Annotated in this window: 13 protein-coding genes; 10 read left to right on the top strand and 3 right to left on the bottom strand. The window is 52.0% G+C overall.

Annotated features, from left to right (window positions below):
* The first annotated feature begins 17 nt into the window (after window positions 1–17).
* The 4 genes from LZ463_RS13745 (at window position 18) to LZ463_RS13730 (ending at window position 6393) form a co-directional block, all read left to right on the top strand.
* Window positions 18–2933 carry a ribonucleoside-diphosphate reductase subunit alpha gene (locus LZ463_RS13745; RefSeq protein WP_241456380.1) on the top strand — a complete coding sequence of 972 codons (2916 nt, stop codon included), beginning with the start codon at window positions 18–20 and terminating at the stop codon, window positions 2931–2933.
* A gap of 94 nt (window positions 2934–3027) precedes the next feature.
* The gene (locus LZ463_RS13740; RefSeq protein WP_241456379.1) at window positions 3028–4212 is read left to right on the top strand and encodes a ribonucleotide-diphosphate reductase subunit beta; all 1185 of its coding nucleotides are present in this window, start codon (window positions 3028–3030) and stop codon (window positions 4210–4212) included.
* A gap of 712 nt (window positions 4213–4924) precedes the next feature.
* On the top strand, window positions 4925–5752 hold the full coding sequence (locus LZ463_RS13735) for a histone (protein ID WP_241456378.1): 828 nt from the start codon (window positions 4925–4927) through the stop codon (window positions 5750–5752).
* A gap of 89 nt (window positions 5753–5841) precedes the next feature.
* Window positions 5842–6393, top strand: a complete 552-nt coding sequence (locus LZ463_RS13730; RefSeq protein WP_241456377.1) for a YggT family protein — start codon at window positions 5842–5844, stop codon at window positions 6391–6393.
* Window positions 6394–6420: 27 nt separating this feature from the next.
* Here LZ463_RS13730 and LZ463_RS13725 read toward each other — a convergent pair whose 3' ends face one another.
* Window positions 6421–7440: a LacI family DNA-binding transcriptional regulator gene (locus tag LZ463_RS13725; protein ID WP_241456376.1), complete on the bottom strand. Its 1020-nt coding sequence runs from the start codon at window positions 7438–7440 to the stop codon at window positions 6421–6423.
* A 238-nt stretch (window positions 7441–7678) separates the two neighbouring features.
* Between LZ463_RS13725 and LZ463_RS13720 the strand changes: the two genes are divergently transcribed.
* Window positions 7679–8956 carry an amidohydrolase family protein gene (locus LZ463_RS13720; RefSeq protein ID WP_241456375.1) on the top strand — a complete coding sequence of 426 codons (1278 nt, stop codon included), beginning with the start codon at window positions 7679–7681 and terminating at the stop codon, window positions 8954–8956.
* 82 nt (window positions 8957–9038) lie between these two features.
* Here the strand turns inward: LZ463_RS13720 and hemL are convergent, their stop codons facing one another.
* Both hemL and thiD read right to left on the bottom strand, forming a co-directional pair.
* Window positions 9039–10319, bottom strand: a complete 1281-nt coding sequence (gene hemL / locus LZ463_RS13715) for a glutamate-1-semialdehyde 2,1-aminomutase (RefSeq protein ID WP_241456374.1) — start codon at window positions 10317–10319, stop codon at window positions 9039–9041.
* A 53-nt stretch (window positions 10320–10372) separates the two neighbouring features.
* On the bottom strand, window positions 10373–11188 hold the full coding sequence (gene thiD / locus LZ463_RS13710) for a bifunctional hydroxymethylpyrimidine kinase/phosphomethylpyrimidine kinase (protein ID WP_241456373.1): 816 nt from the start codon (window positions 11186–11188) through the stop codon (window positions 10373–10375).
* Between the two features lie 151 nt (window positions 11189–11339).
* On the opposite strand from thiD, the gene LZ463_RS13705 reads away from it, so the two are divergent.
* From LZ463_RS13705 to LZ463_RS13685, 5 genes are all read left to right on the top strand, one after another.
* The gene (locus LZ463_RS13705; protein ID WP_241456473.1) at window positions 11340–11510 is read left to right on the top strand and encodes a rubredoxin; all 171 of its coding nucleotides are present in this window, start codon (window positions 11340–11342) and stop codon (window positions 11508–11510) included.
* A 116-nt stretch (window positions 11511–11626) separates the two neighbouring features.
* Window positions 11627–12019, top strand: a complete 393-nt coding sequence (locus LZ463_RS13700) for a response regulator (RefSeq protein WP_186952119.1) — start codon at window positions 11627–11629, stop codon at window positions 12017–12019.
* A gap of 42 nt (window positions 12020–12061) precedes the next feature.
* Window positions 12062–12427 (top strand): response regulator transcription factor, encoded by a 366-nt coding sequence (locus LZ463_RS13695; protein WP_277624047.1) that lies wholly within the window; start codon window positions 12062–12064, stop codon window positions 12425–12427.
* A gap of 57 nt (window positions 12428–12484) precedes the next feature.
* Window positions 12485–13069, top strand: coding sequence for a chemotaxis protein CheW (locus LZ463_RS13690; RefSeq protein ID WP_241456372.1), 585 nt, complete (start codon window positions 12485–12487; stop codon window positions 13067–13069).
* Between the two features lie 58 nt (window positions 13070–13127).
* Complete coding sequence (locus LZ463_RS13685) at window positions 13128–15467, top strand: methyl-accepting chemotaxis protein (RefSeq protein ID WP_241456371.1); 2340 nt, start codon at window positions 13128–13130, stop codon at window positions 15465–15467.
* Window positions 15468–15492: the final 25 nt, after the last annotated feature.

Raw genomic sequence — 15492 nt, 5'->3', positions numbered from 1 at the left:
CTGCATCCGGAGGATTAATGCACTCTTCTATTGAAACATCCACTTTGTCCAAGCCAGATCTGGGATCGGTCTTGAGTCCGGCAAGCACGCCTGCCAGCGCCAGCACGTCGGCTTACAGCGAATATCGCATCATTCGCCGTAATGGTTCTGTCGTCGGTTTCGAGCCGTCCAAAATCGCCATCGCCATGACCAAAGCTTTTCTGGCTGTCAATGGTGGACATGGTGCAGAGTCCGCCAGAGTTCGTGAATTGGTGGAACAGCTGACCGGTGGCGTGGTGGCGGCGCTGATGCGCAGGCAGCCGGCCGGCGGCACCTTTCATATAGAAGATGTGCAAGACCAGGTTGAACTGGCCCTGATGCGTTCTGGTGAACATGATGTGGCGCGTTCCTATGTGCTGTATCGTGCCAAGCGCATGGAAGAACGTCGTCGCATCAGCGATGCACCTGGTCATGCTGAACCAGCTTTGCCTCAATTGCATGTGATTGTTGATGGTCAGTCGCGTCCGCTGGATGTGGCAGAAGTGCGCAAGATGATTGCAGCCGCCTGCCTGGGTTTGGACAAGCTGGCTGATGCCGACGCCATCCTGGCCGAGACCCTGAAGAACCTGTATGACGGCGTACCGGTGGAAGAGTTGTACAAATCCGCCATCCTGGCTGCCCGCGCCCTGATGGAAAAAGAACCGGCCTACAGCCAGGTCACGGCTCGTTTGCTGTTGCATACAGTCCGCAAGGAAGTGTTCGGCAAAGAAGTGGCGCAACAGGATGCGGCCGAAGAATACGTCGAGTACTTCCCGAAATTCATCAAGAAGGGTATAGAAGCCGACCTGCTTGATGCCAAACTGGCGCAGTTCGATTTGAAGAAACTGGCCAATGCACTGGTGGCTGACCGCGACCTGCAATTTGGTTATATCGGCCTGCAGACCCTGTACGACCGTTATTTCCTGCACGTACATGGTACACGCATAGAAATGCCCCAGGCTTTCTACATGCGCGTAGCAATGGGCCTGGCCTTAAATGAAATTGATCGTGAAGCCCGCGCAATAGAATTTTACAATCTCCTGTCCAGCTTTGATTTCATGAGCTCGACGCCGACACTGTTCAATTCCGGTACCCAGCGTTCGCAACTGTCTTCCTGCTATCTGACTACCGTGGCCGATGATCTTGATGGCATCTATGAAGCGATCAAGGAAAACGCCCTGCTGGCAAAATATGCCGGTGGTCTGGGTAATGACTGGACGCCAGTACGCTCACTCGGCGCACACATCAAAGGCACCAATGGCAAATCCCAGGGTGTTGTGCCCTTCCTGAAGGTCGTGAATGACACTGCGGTGGCGGTTAACCAGGGTGGCAAGCGCAAAGGCGCAGTCTGTGCCTACCTGGAAACCTGGCACATGGACATCGAAGAATTCCTGGACCTGCGCAAAAATACCGGTGATGACCGCCGCCGTACGCATGACATGAATACCTCCAACTGGATTCCTGACCTGTTCATGAAGCGTGTCATGGAAAAAGGCGACTGGACCCTGTTCTCACCATCCAATGTGCCGGACCTGCACGACAAATACGGCAAATCCTTCGAGCAGGCTTACACGGCTTATGAAGCCAAGGCCGCTGCTGGCGAACTGAAACTGTCGAAAAAGATCGCAGCGCTGGATCTGTGGCGCAAGATGTTGTCCATGCTGTTTGAAACAGGTCATCCATGGATCACCTTCAAGGACCCATGCAATATCCGCTCACCGCAACAGCATGTCGGCGTCGTTCACAGCTCCAATCTGTGTACAGAAATCACCCTGAACACCAACGACAGCGAGATCGCAGTCTGCAACCTGGGCTCGGTCAACATGCCGGCCCACATGAAAGATGGCAAGCTCGATCACATTAAATTGCAAAAAACTGTGCGTACAGCGATGCGTATGCTGGATAACGTGATCGACATCAACTACTATGCAGTGAAGAAAGCGCGCGATTCCAATCTGCGTCACCGTCCTGTCGGTCTGGGTATCATGGGTTTCCAGGATTGCCTGCACATGATGCGTATTCCTTATGCATCGATGGATGCCGTTCAGTTCGCTGACACATCGATGGAAGCCGTTTGCTATTACGCTTACCTGGCATCGACCGAGCTGGCTGAAGAACGTGGCCGCTACAGTTCCTACCGTGGTTCCCTGTGGGACCGTGGCATCCTGCCGCAAGACTCGTTGAAACTGCTGGCAGAAGAACGTGGCGGCTATCTGGAAGCCGATTTCTCGGAAACCATGGACTGGTCTGTCGTACGTGATCGCATCAAACAATATGGCATGCGCAATTCCAATTGCGTGGCGATTGCCCCGACTGCAACAATTTCTAACATTATTGGCGTGTCTGCCTGTATCGAGCCGACTTACCAAAACCTGTATGTGAAGTCGAACCTGTCCGGTGAGTTTACTGAAATCAATGAACACCTGGTACGTGACCTGAAGGAACGCGGCCTGTGGGATGAAGTCATGATCGCCGACCTCAAATACTTTGATGGCAGCCTGGCACGCATCGATCGTATCCCTGAAGATCTGCGTGACCTGTATGCAACAGCGTTTGAAGTCAGCCCGTCCTGGCTGGTTGAAGCAGCAGCACGCCGCCAGAAGTGGATAGATCAGGCACAGTCCTTGAATATTTACATGGCGGGCGCATCTGGCAAGAAGCTCGATGAAACTTATAAGCTGGCTTGGCTGCGCGGCTTGAAGACAACTTATTACCTGCGCACGATTGGTGCGACGCACACTGAAAAATCGACGAGCAAAACAGGCGCCCTGAACGCCGTGGCTGTCGATGGCAACAGTGGCTACGGCGCCAGTGCCGCAGTTGGCGCGGCGGCCGCAGCACAAGAGACGGATGGTCCGGCCTGCATGTTGCGTCCTGGCGATGCCGGCTTTGAAGAGTGCGAAGCCTGTCAGTAATATAGTCCGCCATCCAGACATGGCCAGCGCGGGAAGAAGTGCAGGTGCGACTTCTTCCCTGGAAAAAATGTATCAAAACGTAAGGGAATAAATAATGTTATCTTGGGACGATGAAGTCACACCGGCAGCTCAGCCAGCGCCAGCGCCTGCGCCTCGCCATGTCAGTGGCATGGATTTACAACAGCGCCTGCAGACACAGGAAGTCGCCCTTAATCCGGCACTGGTCAGCAAACCGGTGACCGTGTCTTCAGAAGACCTGGCACGTCGCGTCAATGCGGCTGATAAACGTATCATCAACGGCCAGACTGACGTCAACCAGCTGGTCCCGTTCAAATACAAATGGGCCTGGGACAAATACCTGGCTGGCTGTGCCAACCACTGGATGCCGCAAGAGATCAATATGCAGCGTGATATTGAGCTCTGGAAGAATCCGAACGGTCTGACCGAAGATGAGCGTCGTCTGGTCAAGCGCAACCTGGGATTTTTTGTGACAGCAGATTCCCTGGCTGCCAACAACATCGTGCTCGGCACTTATCGCCACATCACTGCACCTGAATGCCGCCAGTATCTGCTGCGCCAGGCATTTGAAGAGGCCATTCATACCCACGCCTATCAATACATCGTTGAGTCCCTGGGTCTTGATGAAGGTGAAATCTTCAATGCCTACAACGAGATTGAATCGATTCGCGACAAGGATCAGTTCCTGATTCCTTTCATCGACGTGCTGACAAATCCTGAATTCAAGACCGGCACTACCGAGGCAGACCAGACTTTGCTGAAGTCATTGATCGTGTTTGCCTGCCTGATGGAAGGCCTGTTTTTCTATGTCGGCTTCACGCAAATTCTGGCGCTCGGTCGTCAAAATAAAATGATGGGTGCGGCTGAACAGTATCAATACATCTTGCGTGATGAATCGATGCACTGCAATTTCGGGATCGATTTGATCAATACAATTAAGATGGAAAATCCGCATTTGTGGACTCCAGCATTTAGAGATGAAATTAAATCGTTGTTTTTGCGTGCTGTGGAGTTGGAATATCGTTACGCAGAGGATACAATGCCGCGTGGAGTGCTCGGTTTGAATGCGCCTATGTTTAAAGGTTATTTACGCTTCATCGCAAATCGCCGCGCACAACAGATTGGTCTCGAAGCGCTGTTCCCTCAGGAAGAAAATCCTTTCCCTTGGATGAGTGAAATGATAGACCTGAAAAAAGAGCGCAACTTTTTTGAGACACGTGTAATTGAGTATCAAACTGGCGGAGCCCTCAACTGGGAATAAACGCTGATCACAGCGATCGCCAGAATCCGGTAGTGGAATCGATCTGGATGAGCGGGTAGTTTGAGTTTGAAGTGAATACTGGTACTAAGTGCATCAGTGAGCTGATGCAGGATTGATGGACAGTGCAAACCAGAATAAGCAAACTCAAACAGACTCGCAAAGTACAGAACACGGCAGGATTACTCATGATTTGCACAAGATGTAAAACGCGAGAGGCCTCACCAAACTGAATGGACAGTCACAGACAACATTGTTTTGAACTGTTAGTGCCGCAATACCCGGATACACTGGGTATTGTGGCTATTGGTCTTTCTGTTTCACAAAAGAATACCGGCACTTGCTGCTAACAGCAGGTGTTTTTGGGTTTGTGCCCCGGTGAGGAGCCGGCGTGGAACCTGTCTATGATCTGTAGCGAGCGGTCGTCAGCGGTGTGAGGAGTAGCGCAAAAAGCGGAATGTACTCTGGTACATGAGCATTTTGAGTAGCGCATGAGCCCCGATCACGCCCGCGCTTAAGATCATAAGCAGGTTTTAATGCAAACCATGATGGCTGAAGTGCCCCATCAATAGAGGGGATGGAGCAGTTCGGCCGGTGCAGAATTCATTAGCGCAAACAGCGATCATGTTTGTGCCGATGAATAATCCGCTTGAAGGGATCGAGCGGATTTAATTTTTATCTGATTTTTTTCCATCTCAATTGAAGGAGAAACAAAATGGCAACAGCACCACAACCGTCCCCGGACGAACCAGTAGCAGCCAAGAAGCCTGCTGCAAAGAAGGCCGCTAAACCAGCAGCTAAAAAAGCCGCTGCTAAACCAGCTGCAAAAGCAGCTGCCAAGCCAGCAGCAAAAGCTGCGGCTAAACCAGCAGCCAAGGCAGCCAAACCAGCAGCAGCTAAAAAAGCTGCCGCCAAGCCAGCAGCAAAAGCTGCGGCTAAACCAGCAGCCAAGGCAGCCAAACCAGCAGCAGCTAAAAAAGCTGCCGCCAAGCCAGCAGCAAAAGCTGCAGCCAAACCAGCAGCCAAGGCAGCTAAACCAGTAGCTAAAAAAGCCGCAGCTAAACCAGCAGCCAAAAAAGCAGCCGCCAAGCCAGCAAAAGCCGCAGCTAAACCAGCAGCCAAAAAAGCAGCCGCCAAGCCAGCAAAAGCCGCAGCTAAACCAGCAGCTAAAAAAGCAGCCGCCAAGCCAGCAAAAGCCGCAGCTAAACCAGCAGCTAAAAAAGCAGCCGCCAAGCCAGCAAAAGCCGCAGCTAAACCAGCAGCCAAAAAAGCAGCCGCCAAGCCAGCAAAAGCCGCAGCTAAACCAGCAGCCAAACCAGCAGCAGCTAAAAAGGCAGCAGCCAAGCCAGCAGCGAAAGCAGCTGCCAAACCTGCAGCTAAAAAGGCAGCCGCTAAACCAGCAGCGAAGCCAGCAGCAAAAAAAGCGGCGGCTAAGCCAGCCGCTAAAAAGGCCGCTCCAGCAAAACCAGCGACACCTGATGCAAAAACCGTTGTTAGTCCAAACGCAGCTTGGCCTTTCCCAACTGGTAATCGCCCGGCATAATCTTTGATATGCTTGGTAGCCTGGTTTTATTCAGGCACAATACCCACTGTCTGATTCGTCATGCAGTGGGTTTTTTTTGGGGATGCATCGTGTTATATGAAATTTTTACTTATGTCATTGATACGGTGACAGGTTTGTTTGCTGGATTTTTGTTGCTGCGTTTCTGGATGCAGGTGCAGCGTGTCAGGCCGCCAATGAACCTGGCGCAGGCAATTTTTCAGCTGACCGACTGGCTGGTACACCCCATACGAAGGATGGTGCCGGGTTTTCGTGGATATGACTGGGCCTCACTGATCTCGGTACTGCTTGTGGCTCTGATCGCGGTGGCGCTCAATTTTGGTTTGATACAACAGTTCCCGGTGAATCTGATACTGCTGATGGCAATTTTCCGCATGTTGCAGTGGATATTATATGGCTTGATGGCTTTATTGGTACTGGAGGCCATTTTTAGCTGGGTCAATCCGCAAGCACCGTTTGCTCCCTTTATCCGCGCATTGAATGATCCAGTATTGTCGCCACTGCGCAGATTGATTCCCTCTCTCGGTGGCCTGGATTTTTCGCCACTGGTGGCATTGATTATTCTGCAAGTACTCAACAAAGTACTGGGGGAGACTTTCCCCAAGCTGCTGGCAGTGCTTTAATTGGTTAATTGGTTGACGTCCGTCTGCTCACATGGCTTCAGTTTGAGCGGGAGGCATGCCAGTTGACTGGCGTACTACCAGTTGTGACTTCAGCATTTCACGGCGCAACGGTGCTTCGGGGTCAACAATGCGGTTGACCAGGATTTGCGCTGTCAAATTGCCGATGGCTTGCTTGGGTTGAGCTATGGTTGTCAGTGGCGGGGTGCTGAAGGACGCCAGGGCGATATCATCATAACCGATGACCGACAAGCCTTCCGGTATCCTGATACCCGCTTCGTTGGCTGCCCGGATACCACCAATCGCCATCAGGTCATTACTGGCAAAGATGGCTGATGGACGTTGCGGCAAAGCCAGTAATTGTTGGAAGGCGTTAAATCCGCCCTGACTGGTAAAGTCTGCATGCAGCAGATATTCTGGCCTGAAAGGCAGACCGGCTTCACTGAGTGCCCGCCGGTAGCCTGTCACGCGGTCACCACTGGGCAGCAAAATATCAGGTCCGGCCACACAGGCTATCCGGGTATGCCCCAGACCTATCAGGTAGCGGGTGGCTTCATAGCCCCCCTGTTCATGGTCGGCTTCAATAAAATCAGCCACGACACCAGACACTTCCCTGTCCACCAGTACCTTGGGTATGCCTTCGTCAGCCAGTAATTGCGTGAGTTCCTCATCGGAACCGGACGACACCAGGATCAGGCCATCGATGCGCTTTTCCATCAATACGCGGATATAGGCAGCCTGTTTTTTGGGGTCATCATAAGAATTGCAGAGAATGATGTTGTAACCAAGCTTAAAAGAGGCGTCCTCTATCCCCTGTATGATTTCAGCAAAATAGGGGTTGGAATTATTCGGTATCATCATACCCAGGGTATGGGTGCGGTCATTCTTCAGGCTGCGGGCAACCGCGCTGGGGATGTAGCGCAGCTCCTGGATGACGGCGAGCACGCGCTCACGTGCGTCTTCGCTGACGACACGGGTGTTATTGATGACATGAGAAACGGTAGTGGTAGAAACCCTTGCCTTTTCTGCGACCTGCTTCATTGTTGCCATAAAATTCCTGCCTTTCTGTGTCAAGATTATGACGCAGGATGACACTGTGGTGCATATTTTCTGTAAGAACCTGTTTATGATCTTACTGCGCGAGCGTGATCGGGGCTCATGTGCTGCTCAAAATGCTCATGTACTCAGGTACATTCCGCTTTTTGCGCTGCGCTTTTATTATGCTGACCCCGCTGACGCTCGCTACAGATCGTAAACAGGTTCCAATAACTATATTGAAGGATTCGGGATGAGTGATCTTGTTATTCGCAATGCCAGTTTGCCAGATGGTCGCAAAGGCATGGATATGGCAATCCGGGATGGCAGGATAACTGCCATTGATGCCGCTTTACCCGCCATCGGCAAGGAAGAAATTGATGCAGCAGGCAATCTGGTGACGCCGCCTTTTGTCGATGCCCATTTCCACATGGATGCCGTACTCAGTTTTGGCTTACCACGCGTCAATCAGTCTGGCACCTTGCTCGAAGGCATAGCCTTATGGGGAGAGTTGAAACCCATGCTGACGCAAGAAGCCCTGGTCGAGCGCGCCATGCGTTATTGCGACTGGGCCGTGGGACGCGGTTTGCTGGCTATCCGTTCGCATGTCGATATCTGTGATGATCGCTTGCTTGCAGTGGAGGCTTTGCTGGAAGTAAAACGCCGTGTTGCTCCTTATCTGGATCTGCAATTGGTGGCGTTTCCGCAAGATGGTATCTTGCGCAGCGCCAGCGCCATGGATAACCTCAGGCGCGCGATTGGCATGGGAGTTGACGTGGTCGGCGGCATCCCGCATTTTGAGCGCACCATGGTTGACGGTGCAGAGTCAGTACGGCTATTATGTGAGTTCGCAGCAGAAAAAGGCTTGCGCGTCGACATGCATTGCGATGAGTCGGACGACCCCTTGTCCCGCCATATAGAAACCCTGGCTTACCATACGCAAAGACTGGGTATGCAAGGCCGGGTGGCTGGTTCGCATCTGACATCCATGCATTCCATGGACAATTACTATGTCAGTAAATTACTGCCATTGATGCGCGAAGCCGGTGTCGCCGCCATTGCCAATCCGCTTATCAATATTACCTTGCAGGGGCGCCATGACACCTACCCCAAACGCCGTGGCATGACACGAGTGCCGGAAATGCTGGCAGCTGGTATAGATGTCGCCTTCGGCCATGATTGCGTGATGGACCCCTGGTATAGCCTGGGGTCTGGTGACATGCTGGAAGTTGCACAGATGGGTTTGCATGTGGCGCAGATGACGGGTCAGGATGCAATGCGCCAGTGCTTCCACGCAGTGACTGCTGCACCGGCACGTATCCTGGGGCTGGAAGGATACGGGCTGGAGGTAGGGTGCAATGCTGATCTGGTAATACTCGATGCAAGTGATCCCGTCGAAGCTATCCGCTTGCGCGCCACCCGGACACATGTGCTGCGGCGCGGCAAAGTCATCAGCCAGACGCCGGTGCCGCATGCGAATTTGAATTTGCCAGGACGGCCAGGGCAGGTGGATTTCAGATCAAAAAATTGAAGCTGCTCATATAGAGAGCTAAAGCAGAGATATAAGCAAAGATGCAGGCAGCGTGCCACGGCACGCTGCTTTACTATTCAGATCAGAGTTGTGCAAAGGCTTTTTCAGCTGCAGCAATCGTATCGGCAATGATGCCATCATCATGTTGTGCAGAAACGAAGCCTGCTTCAAATGCGGATGGAGCAAGGTAGACGCCCTGGTCCAGCATCAGGTGGAAGAAACGGTTGAATCTTTCCTTGTCACTGGCCATCATGGCGGCATAGGAGCCCGGCACCTCACTGGCAAAATACAGGCCAAACATGCCACCGACAGCGTCGGCGCGGAAGGTGATATTGGCAGCTTTGGCGGCAGCACTCAAGCCATCCACCAGCTTGCGGGTTTGCGCAGTCAGGTTTTCATAGAAACCAGGTTGCTGGATGATTTTCAGGGTAGTCATGCCGGCGGCGACAGCAACCGGATTGCCAGACAAGGTACCGGCCTGGTAGACACCACCCAGAGGCGCCATGTGGCCCATCAGGTCAGCGCGGCCGCCAAAGGCGGCTACCGGCAAACCACCGCCGATGACCTTGCCCAGGCAAGTCAGGTCAGCTTGCACGCCATACAGTGCTTGTGCTCCATGCAGGCCCACACGAAAGCCGCACATCACTTCATCAAAAATCAATACGCTGCCATGTGTCGTACACAGCTTGCGCATGGTATTAATGAACTCTTGCGTAGCGCGTATCAGGTTCATATTGCCGGCTACTGGTTCGACGATGACGCAGGCAATCTGGTCACCGATGGATTTGAACACTTCTTCCAGTTGTTCGCAGTTGTTATAGTCAAGTACCAGCGTATGTTTGCTGAAGTCTTCAGGTACGCCAGCCGAGGTAGGATTGCCAAAAGTCAGCAGGCCGCTGCCAGCCTTGACCAGCAAAGAATCGGCATGGCCGTGATAGCAGCCTTCAAACTTGATGATCTTGTCACGTTTGGTCGCGCCGCGCGCCAGGCGCAGGGCGCTCATGGTGGCTTCTGTGCCGCTCGATACCAGGCGCACCTGTTCGACACTCGGCACGAGTTTGCAGATTTCTTCCGCCATCACGATTTCACCTTCAGTCGGAGCGCCAAAGCTCAGGCCGCGTGCGGCGGCTTCCTGTACTGCGCTGATGACTTGCGGATGGGCGTGCCCGACAATGGCCGGTCCCCAGGAGCCGATGTAATCTATATAGCGTTTGTCTTCCGCATCCCAGAAATAAGGGCCGGCAGCGCGACTGATAAAGCGTGGGGTGCCACCTACAGAGCGAAATGCGCGCACCGGGGAATTGACGCCGCCAGGAGTGGTTTTCTGGGCGCGGGCGAAGAGGATATCGTTTTTATCGGTCATGATTGAACTTCAATAGGTGATGGAGCAAATGGAGTGAAGAATAGCCGGGCGCTTCAGTCAGCTTCCCTGGCCCAGAAATAACGATCGGGTATCAGCCTGCCCATACCCAGTCTTTGCGAATGGCCCAGTGCTGCGTGAGTGAATTCCTGGGCTTCCATGGTGGCATCGGGAATATCGAGCCCGTTTGCCACCAGGGCTGCAATTGCTGCAGACAGGGTGGAGCCGGCGCCAGCATAGGAGCCTGGCAATCTTTGCCACTGGTCACAGCGCACAACGCCGGATTCATTATATAAAGTGTTAACGACTTCGCCGGCATCGCCCGATGTGCCGGTAACTAATATATACTCGCAGCCGGATTCGATCAGGGTCATGGCGTCGGCAGCCAGGTCATCAGGCTCACCGTTTTCTTTCCAGGTCTCTGCCAGGCGGGATAATTCGACAGCTGAAATCATGAGCAGACTGGCCTGCGGTATCAAGAGTTCGCGTATGGCCAATACCAGGTCTTCGGCTTCCGGTCCCTGTTCGGTGACAGCGGCATTGAAGGGGTCTAATATAAGAGGCAATTCCGGATAGTCTGAAACAATCTCGGCGATGACGGTGACGTTTTCGACGCTGCCGACCTGACCAACCTTGAAAGCCAGCACTTGCATGTCTTCGAGCACGGTTCTGGCCTGTTCATCGACTAAATCCGCATCAAGTGGATGTAAATCATCGATTTGTGACGTATCACCAGTTAAAATGGCGGTCATGACAGGCAGGCCGTAACAGCCCATGGCAGCAAATGATGCCAGATCGGCATGAATGCCTGTAGCAGCAACAGGATCTGAAGCGCCAAAGCTCAGTATTAGTGGAGAAATTTGGTTTTGCACGTTGGGTAGATTAATATAGCTGACTTCGTGAGGACTTAAATTACTCGCGCAAATGCCATTAGTAACACAATGCAAACGGATTGTTTGCAGTAGTTTCATTATTTTACTTGATTGAAGGGTTTTAGTCGTGACAGATACGGTAACGGAAAAAGTGGTTTTCAAGGCGTGGATGTGCCTGATTTGTGGTTGGGTCTATGACGAAGAGCAAGGCTCGCCTGAAGATGGTATTCCGGCCGGAACCCGATGGGAAGATGTTCCCATGAATTGGACCTGTCCAGAGTGCGGCGCCCGTAAAGAAGACTTCGAAATGGTGGCAATCTGAGTAATGTGTCGATTTTGATGTTGCTTAATATGTTTATTCAAGGAAAAAAAGCGCAAAAGTACTATTTTTTGTTACAGTGATATGTAACCTTAATACTGCCAGGAAGAGATAGCTTTATGTCAACGTTGACGGGCAACGAGAACTTGAAAATCATGGTGATTGACGATAGCAGCACCATACGTCGTTCAGCCGAGATTTTTCTGGGACAGGCCGGATACAAGATCGTATTGGCGGAGGATGGCTTTGATGCGCTGGCCAAGATCAACGATTCTCATCCGGACCTGATTTTTTGCGATATCCTCATGCCCAGACTGGACGGATATCAAACTTGCGCTTTGATTAAGAAAAGCGCGAAATTCCGGGATACACCGGTAATCATGCTGTCTTCCAAGGACGGCTTGTTTGATCGTGCCCGTGGCGCGATGGTCGGCTCTGATGAGTACCTGACCAAGCCTTTTACAAAGGACAGTCTGCTGAAAACGGTAAGAAATTACACGTCAGCGACCTAGATCTATATAGTTAGTTAAGTTAGTTAAATTGAGGTAAAAAAGATGACCATCCAAAAAATTCTGATAGTGGACGACTCCCCGACAGAGCGCTATTTCCTGACCGATGTATTGGTTAAAAATGGCTTTTCAGTGTCGACCGCTGAAAATGGCGAAGAAGCGCTGACCAAGATCAAGGCTGACAAGCCGCAATTGATCTTGATGGACGTGGTCATGCCTGGACAAAATGGTTTCCAGATTACCCGTGCCATCGCCAAAGACCCGGACACACAGGATGTTCCGGTCATCATCTGCACCAGTAAAAACCAGGAAACAGACCGTATCTGGGGCTTGCGTCAGGGTGCCCGTGATTACCTGGTCAAGCCTATTGATCCGGCAGAACTGCTGGCAAAAATTTCTGCGCTCGGTTAATTCGAATAGTTTGGTTTTAATTCTTGCAACTACAATAAGATATCTTCGGATTGCCTCATGAATCAGACTGTGCGTGAAACTGCTGCAGCAAATCTGGAAGTTGTCAAGCCCGAAAAGGGTGTACGCCGTACCCGCCTGCGCGAATTCCAGGCGCAGCTGGTTGAACGCATGCAAGCTGCCCAGCGTGGTGGCTATACCAAGCTCAGCCAGCTCGGCATCATGATAGGACAGGGACGTTATCTTTTGGATTTGCGTGAGTCTGGCGAGATTGTCACGGCCGGCGCCCTGACCAAAGTGCCGCTCACCAGGGACTGGTATATAGGCCTGTCAAATATTCGCGGCAGCTTGACTGGCGTGATTGATTTACCACGTTTCCAGGGTATGGACTCCACCAAACTCGATTCTTCATGCCGGATTGTTGCCTTTGCCCCTAATATGGCTTTCAACAGCGGTTTGCTGGTTTCTCAGGTTCTGGGTTTGCGTACTGTTTCAGAAATGGAAGAAATTCCGCTCGAAGCAAGTCAGTTGGAAAGCAAAGACTGGCTGAAGAAGAAGTACAGAGACAAGGATGGCAACATCTGGTTTGAACTCAGTCTGGCCGCCTTGATACAGGACCAGGATTTTTTGCAAATAGGTATTTAAATCAGCATACGCATTCAAGCAGTGCTGATAGCTTTTCAATCGTTTAGGAGACTTAGTAATGGCATTTAATCTACCGTTCTTGTCCAAAGGAAAAGAAGAACCAGAACTTGACGGAGCAGACGTCGCGGCCAGGTCTTTCGGGAATGCTGATTCGATTGAAGTTGAAGACGCAAACAACGTCAAGATGATATCGCCGGAAGCTCATGAAGCAGGGCTTGAGCCAGTTGCAGCGGGCGCAACTCCAGTCAAGACTGAAGCCTACGCCGATGCGACCTTTATTGGTGATGCACTGGAAAAAGGCGGCAATATCCGCCTGCCCATCATCGGTGGTATGTCAGTTCGCCGCCAGACCAACTTTTTGCTTGGCACCATGGCTTTCTTCCTGCTGCTGGGCGGTGTTGCAGTTTATCTGAATTCCGAACAGTCGACACTCTTGTCCACACAGGCACAGATTGCCGGTGAAGCGCTGATGCACTCGCAGCGTATTGGTAAAGCGGCGCCAAATGCGATTCAGGGTAATGTCGAAGCGTTTAAACAGTTAAAAGACAGTCGTACCGAAATGAATACGGACCTGACTACCCTGTTGAATGGTGGTAACTACCAGGGCCGTTCAGTCAAAAAGGCAGACTCAACTCTGGAACCGCAGGTTAAAGAAGTGCAAAAAGCCTGGGGTAACTCGAACAAGGCTGCGGAAACCATTCTGAACCGTCAAAAAGAGTTGACCGGTTTCGGTCAGACACTGCAAAAAATGAATGCCCTGTCGCCAGTCTTGCTGGAATTGACGGAACAGATTTCCACCCTGAAGGTACAGGGCGGTGGTTCTGCGCGTGAAATCAATGCTGCCGGCCAGCTGGTCATGTTGACCCAGCGTCTGGGTCGTAGTGCGAATGAATTCCTGACTTCTGAGGGTGTTAATCCTGAAACGGCATTCTTGCTCGGTAAGGATACGAATACTTTCCGTGATCTGGTTGATGGCTTCCTCAAGGGCAGCGATGTACTGCGTCTGACAGCAACCAAGGATGCGGACACCCGCGACAAGCTGACAGAATTACAAAAGACCTTTGCTGATTACCAGGTATCGGTTTCCAGTATTCTGGGTAACCTGCAAAACTTTATTGCTGCGAAACAATCTGAACAATTGCTGTTTAATGAAAACGAGGACTTGAAAAACAAACTGTCCAAGTTGCAGCAGACTTATACCAAAGAACAGGATGCCACCAGTATTTACTTCCTGTTGATGCTTGGTTCTGCTTTCTTCGCGCTGGTTGCAGCGGTAGGTATCGGTTTCGTTCAGTTGCAGGAAAGCCGTAACCGTGCAAGGGAAGCGAATGAACGCCGTCTTGAAGCTGCGGCACAGATGATGCAAGCGCAGAAGCAAGAAGAGGAAGCGAAAGCTGCCAACGATCAGAACCAGGCTGCGATTTTGCGACTGATGAATGAATTGCAAGAGGTTGCGGATGGTGACTTGACGGTTCAGGCAACGGTTTCGGAAGATATCACGGGCGCGATTGCCGACTCGGTTAACTACACGGTGGAAGAATTGCGTGGTCTGGTAGGTCGCGTTACGGCAACGGCGGAACAGGTTACTTCGGCATCTACACAAGCGCAGAATATTTCCAGCGACTTGTTGTCTGCATCCGAGCAGCAGTCCCGCGAGATTTCTGATGCCGGTCAGGTGGTTCTGACGATGGCGGCAGAAATTACCGACGTATCGCGTTCTGCGAATGAATCAGCCGAGGTTGCGCGTCAGTCGGTTGCTGCGGCGGAGCAGGGTGCCCATGCGGTGGAAAACGCCATCAAGGGTATGAACGAGATTCGCGAACAGATCCAGGAAACCTCCAAGCGTATTAAACGTCTGGGTGAATCTTCACAAGAGATTGGTGAGATTACCGAGCTGATTTCCGACATTACCGAACAAACCAACGTACTGGCGCTGAACGCGGCGATTCAGGCGGCGTCTGCGGGTGAAGCGGGTCGAGGCTTCTCGGTGGTTGCGGAAGAGGTTCAGCGTCTGGCGGAACGTTCAGCTGAAGCGACCAAGCAGATCGGTGCGCTGGTTCGTACGATTCAAACGGATACTCATGACGCGGTTGCCGCGATGGAAAAATCCACTCAGGGTGTGGTTGAGGGAGCGAAACTGTCAGATGCGGCCGGTACGGCGCTGTCTGAAATCCGTAGCGTTTCCAACCGTCTCGCGGAACTGATTCAAGGCATCTCGCTGGCGACGGAACAACAGGCTACGTCTGCGAACGGCGTTGCACAAAACATCCAGCACATTCTGACCATCACCGAGCAAACTCAGCATGGTACGCAGCAAACTGCGGTTTCCATTAAAGAGTTGTCCATGCTGGCAGAAGAACTCAAGAACTCTGTGTCACGGTTCCGGGTTGCCGCCTGATTTTCCAGCCCCGGTTGTACCAGCT

The sequence above is a fragment of the Undibacterium paludis genome (assembly GCF_022568815.1).
Classification (GTDB): domain Bacteria; phylum Pseudomonadota; class Gammaproteobacteria; order Burkholderiales; family Burkholderiaceae_D; genus Undibacterium.
Note: the sequence above shows the minus strand (reverse complement) of the source record. Positions and strands in the feature narration are given on the sequence as shown.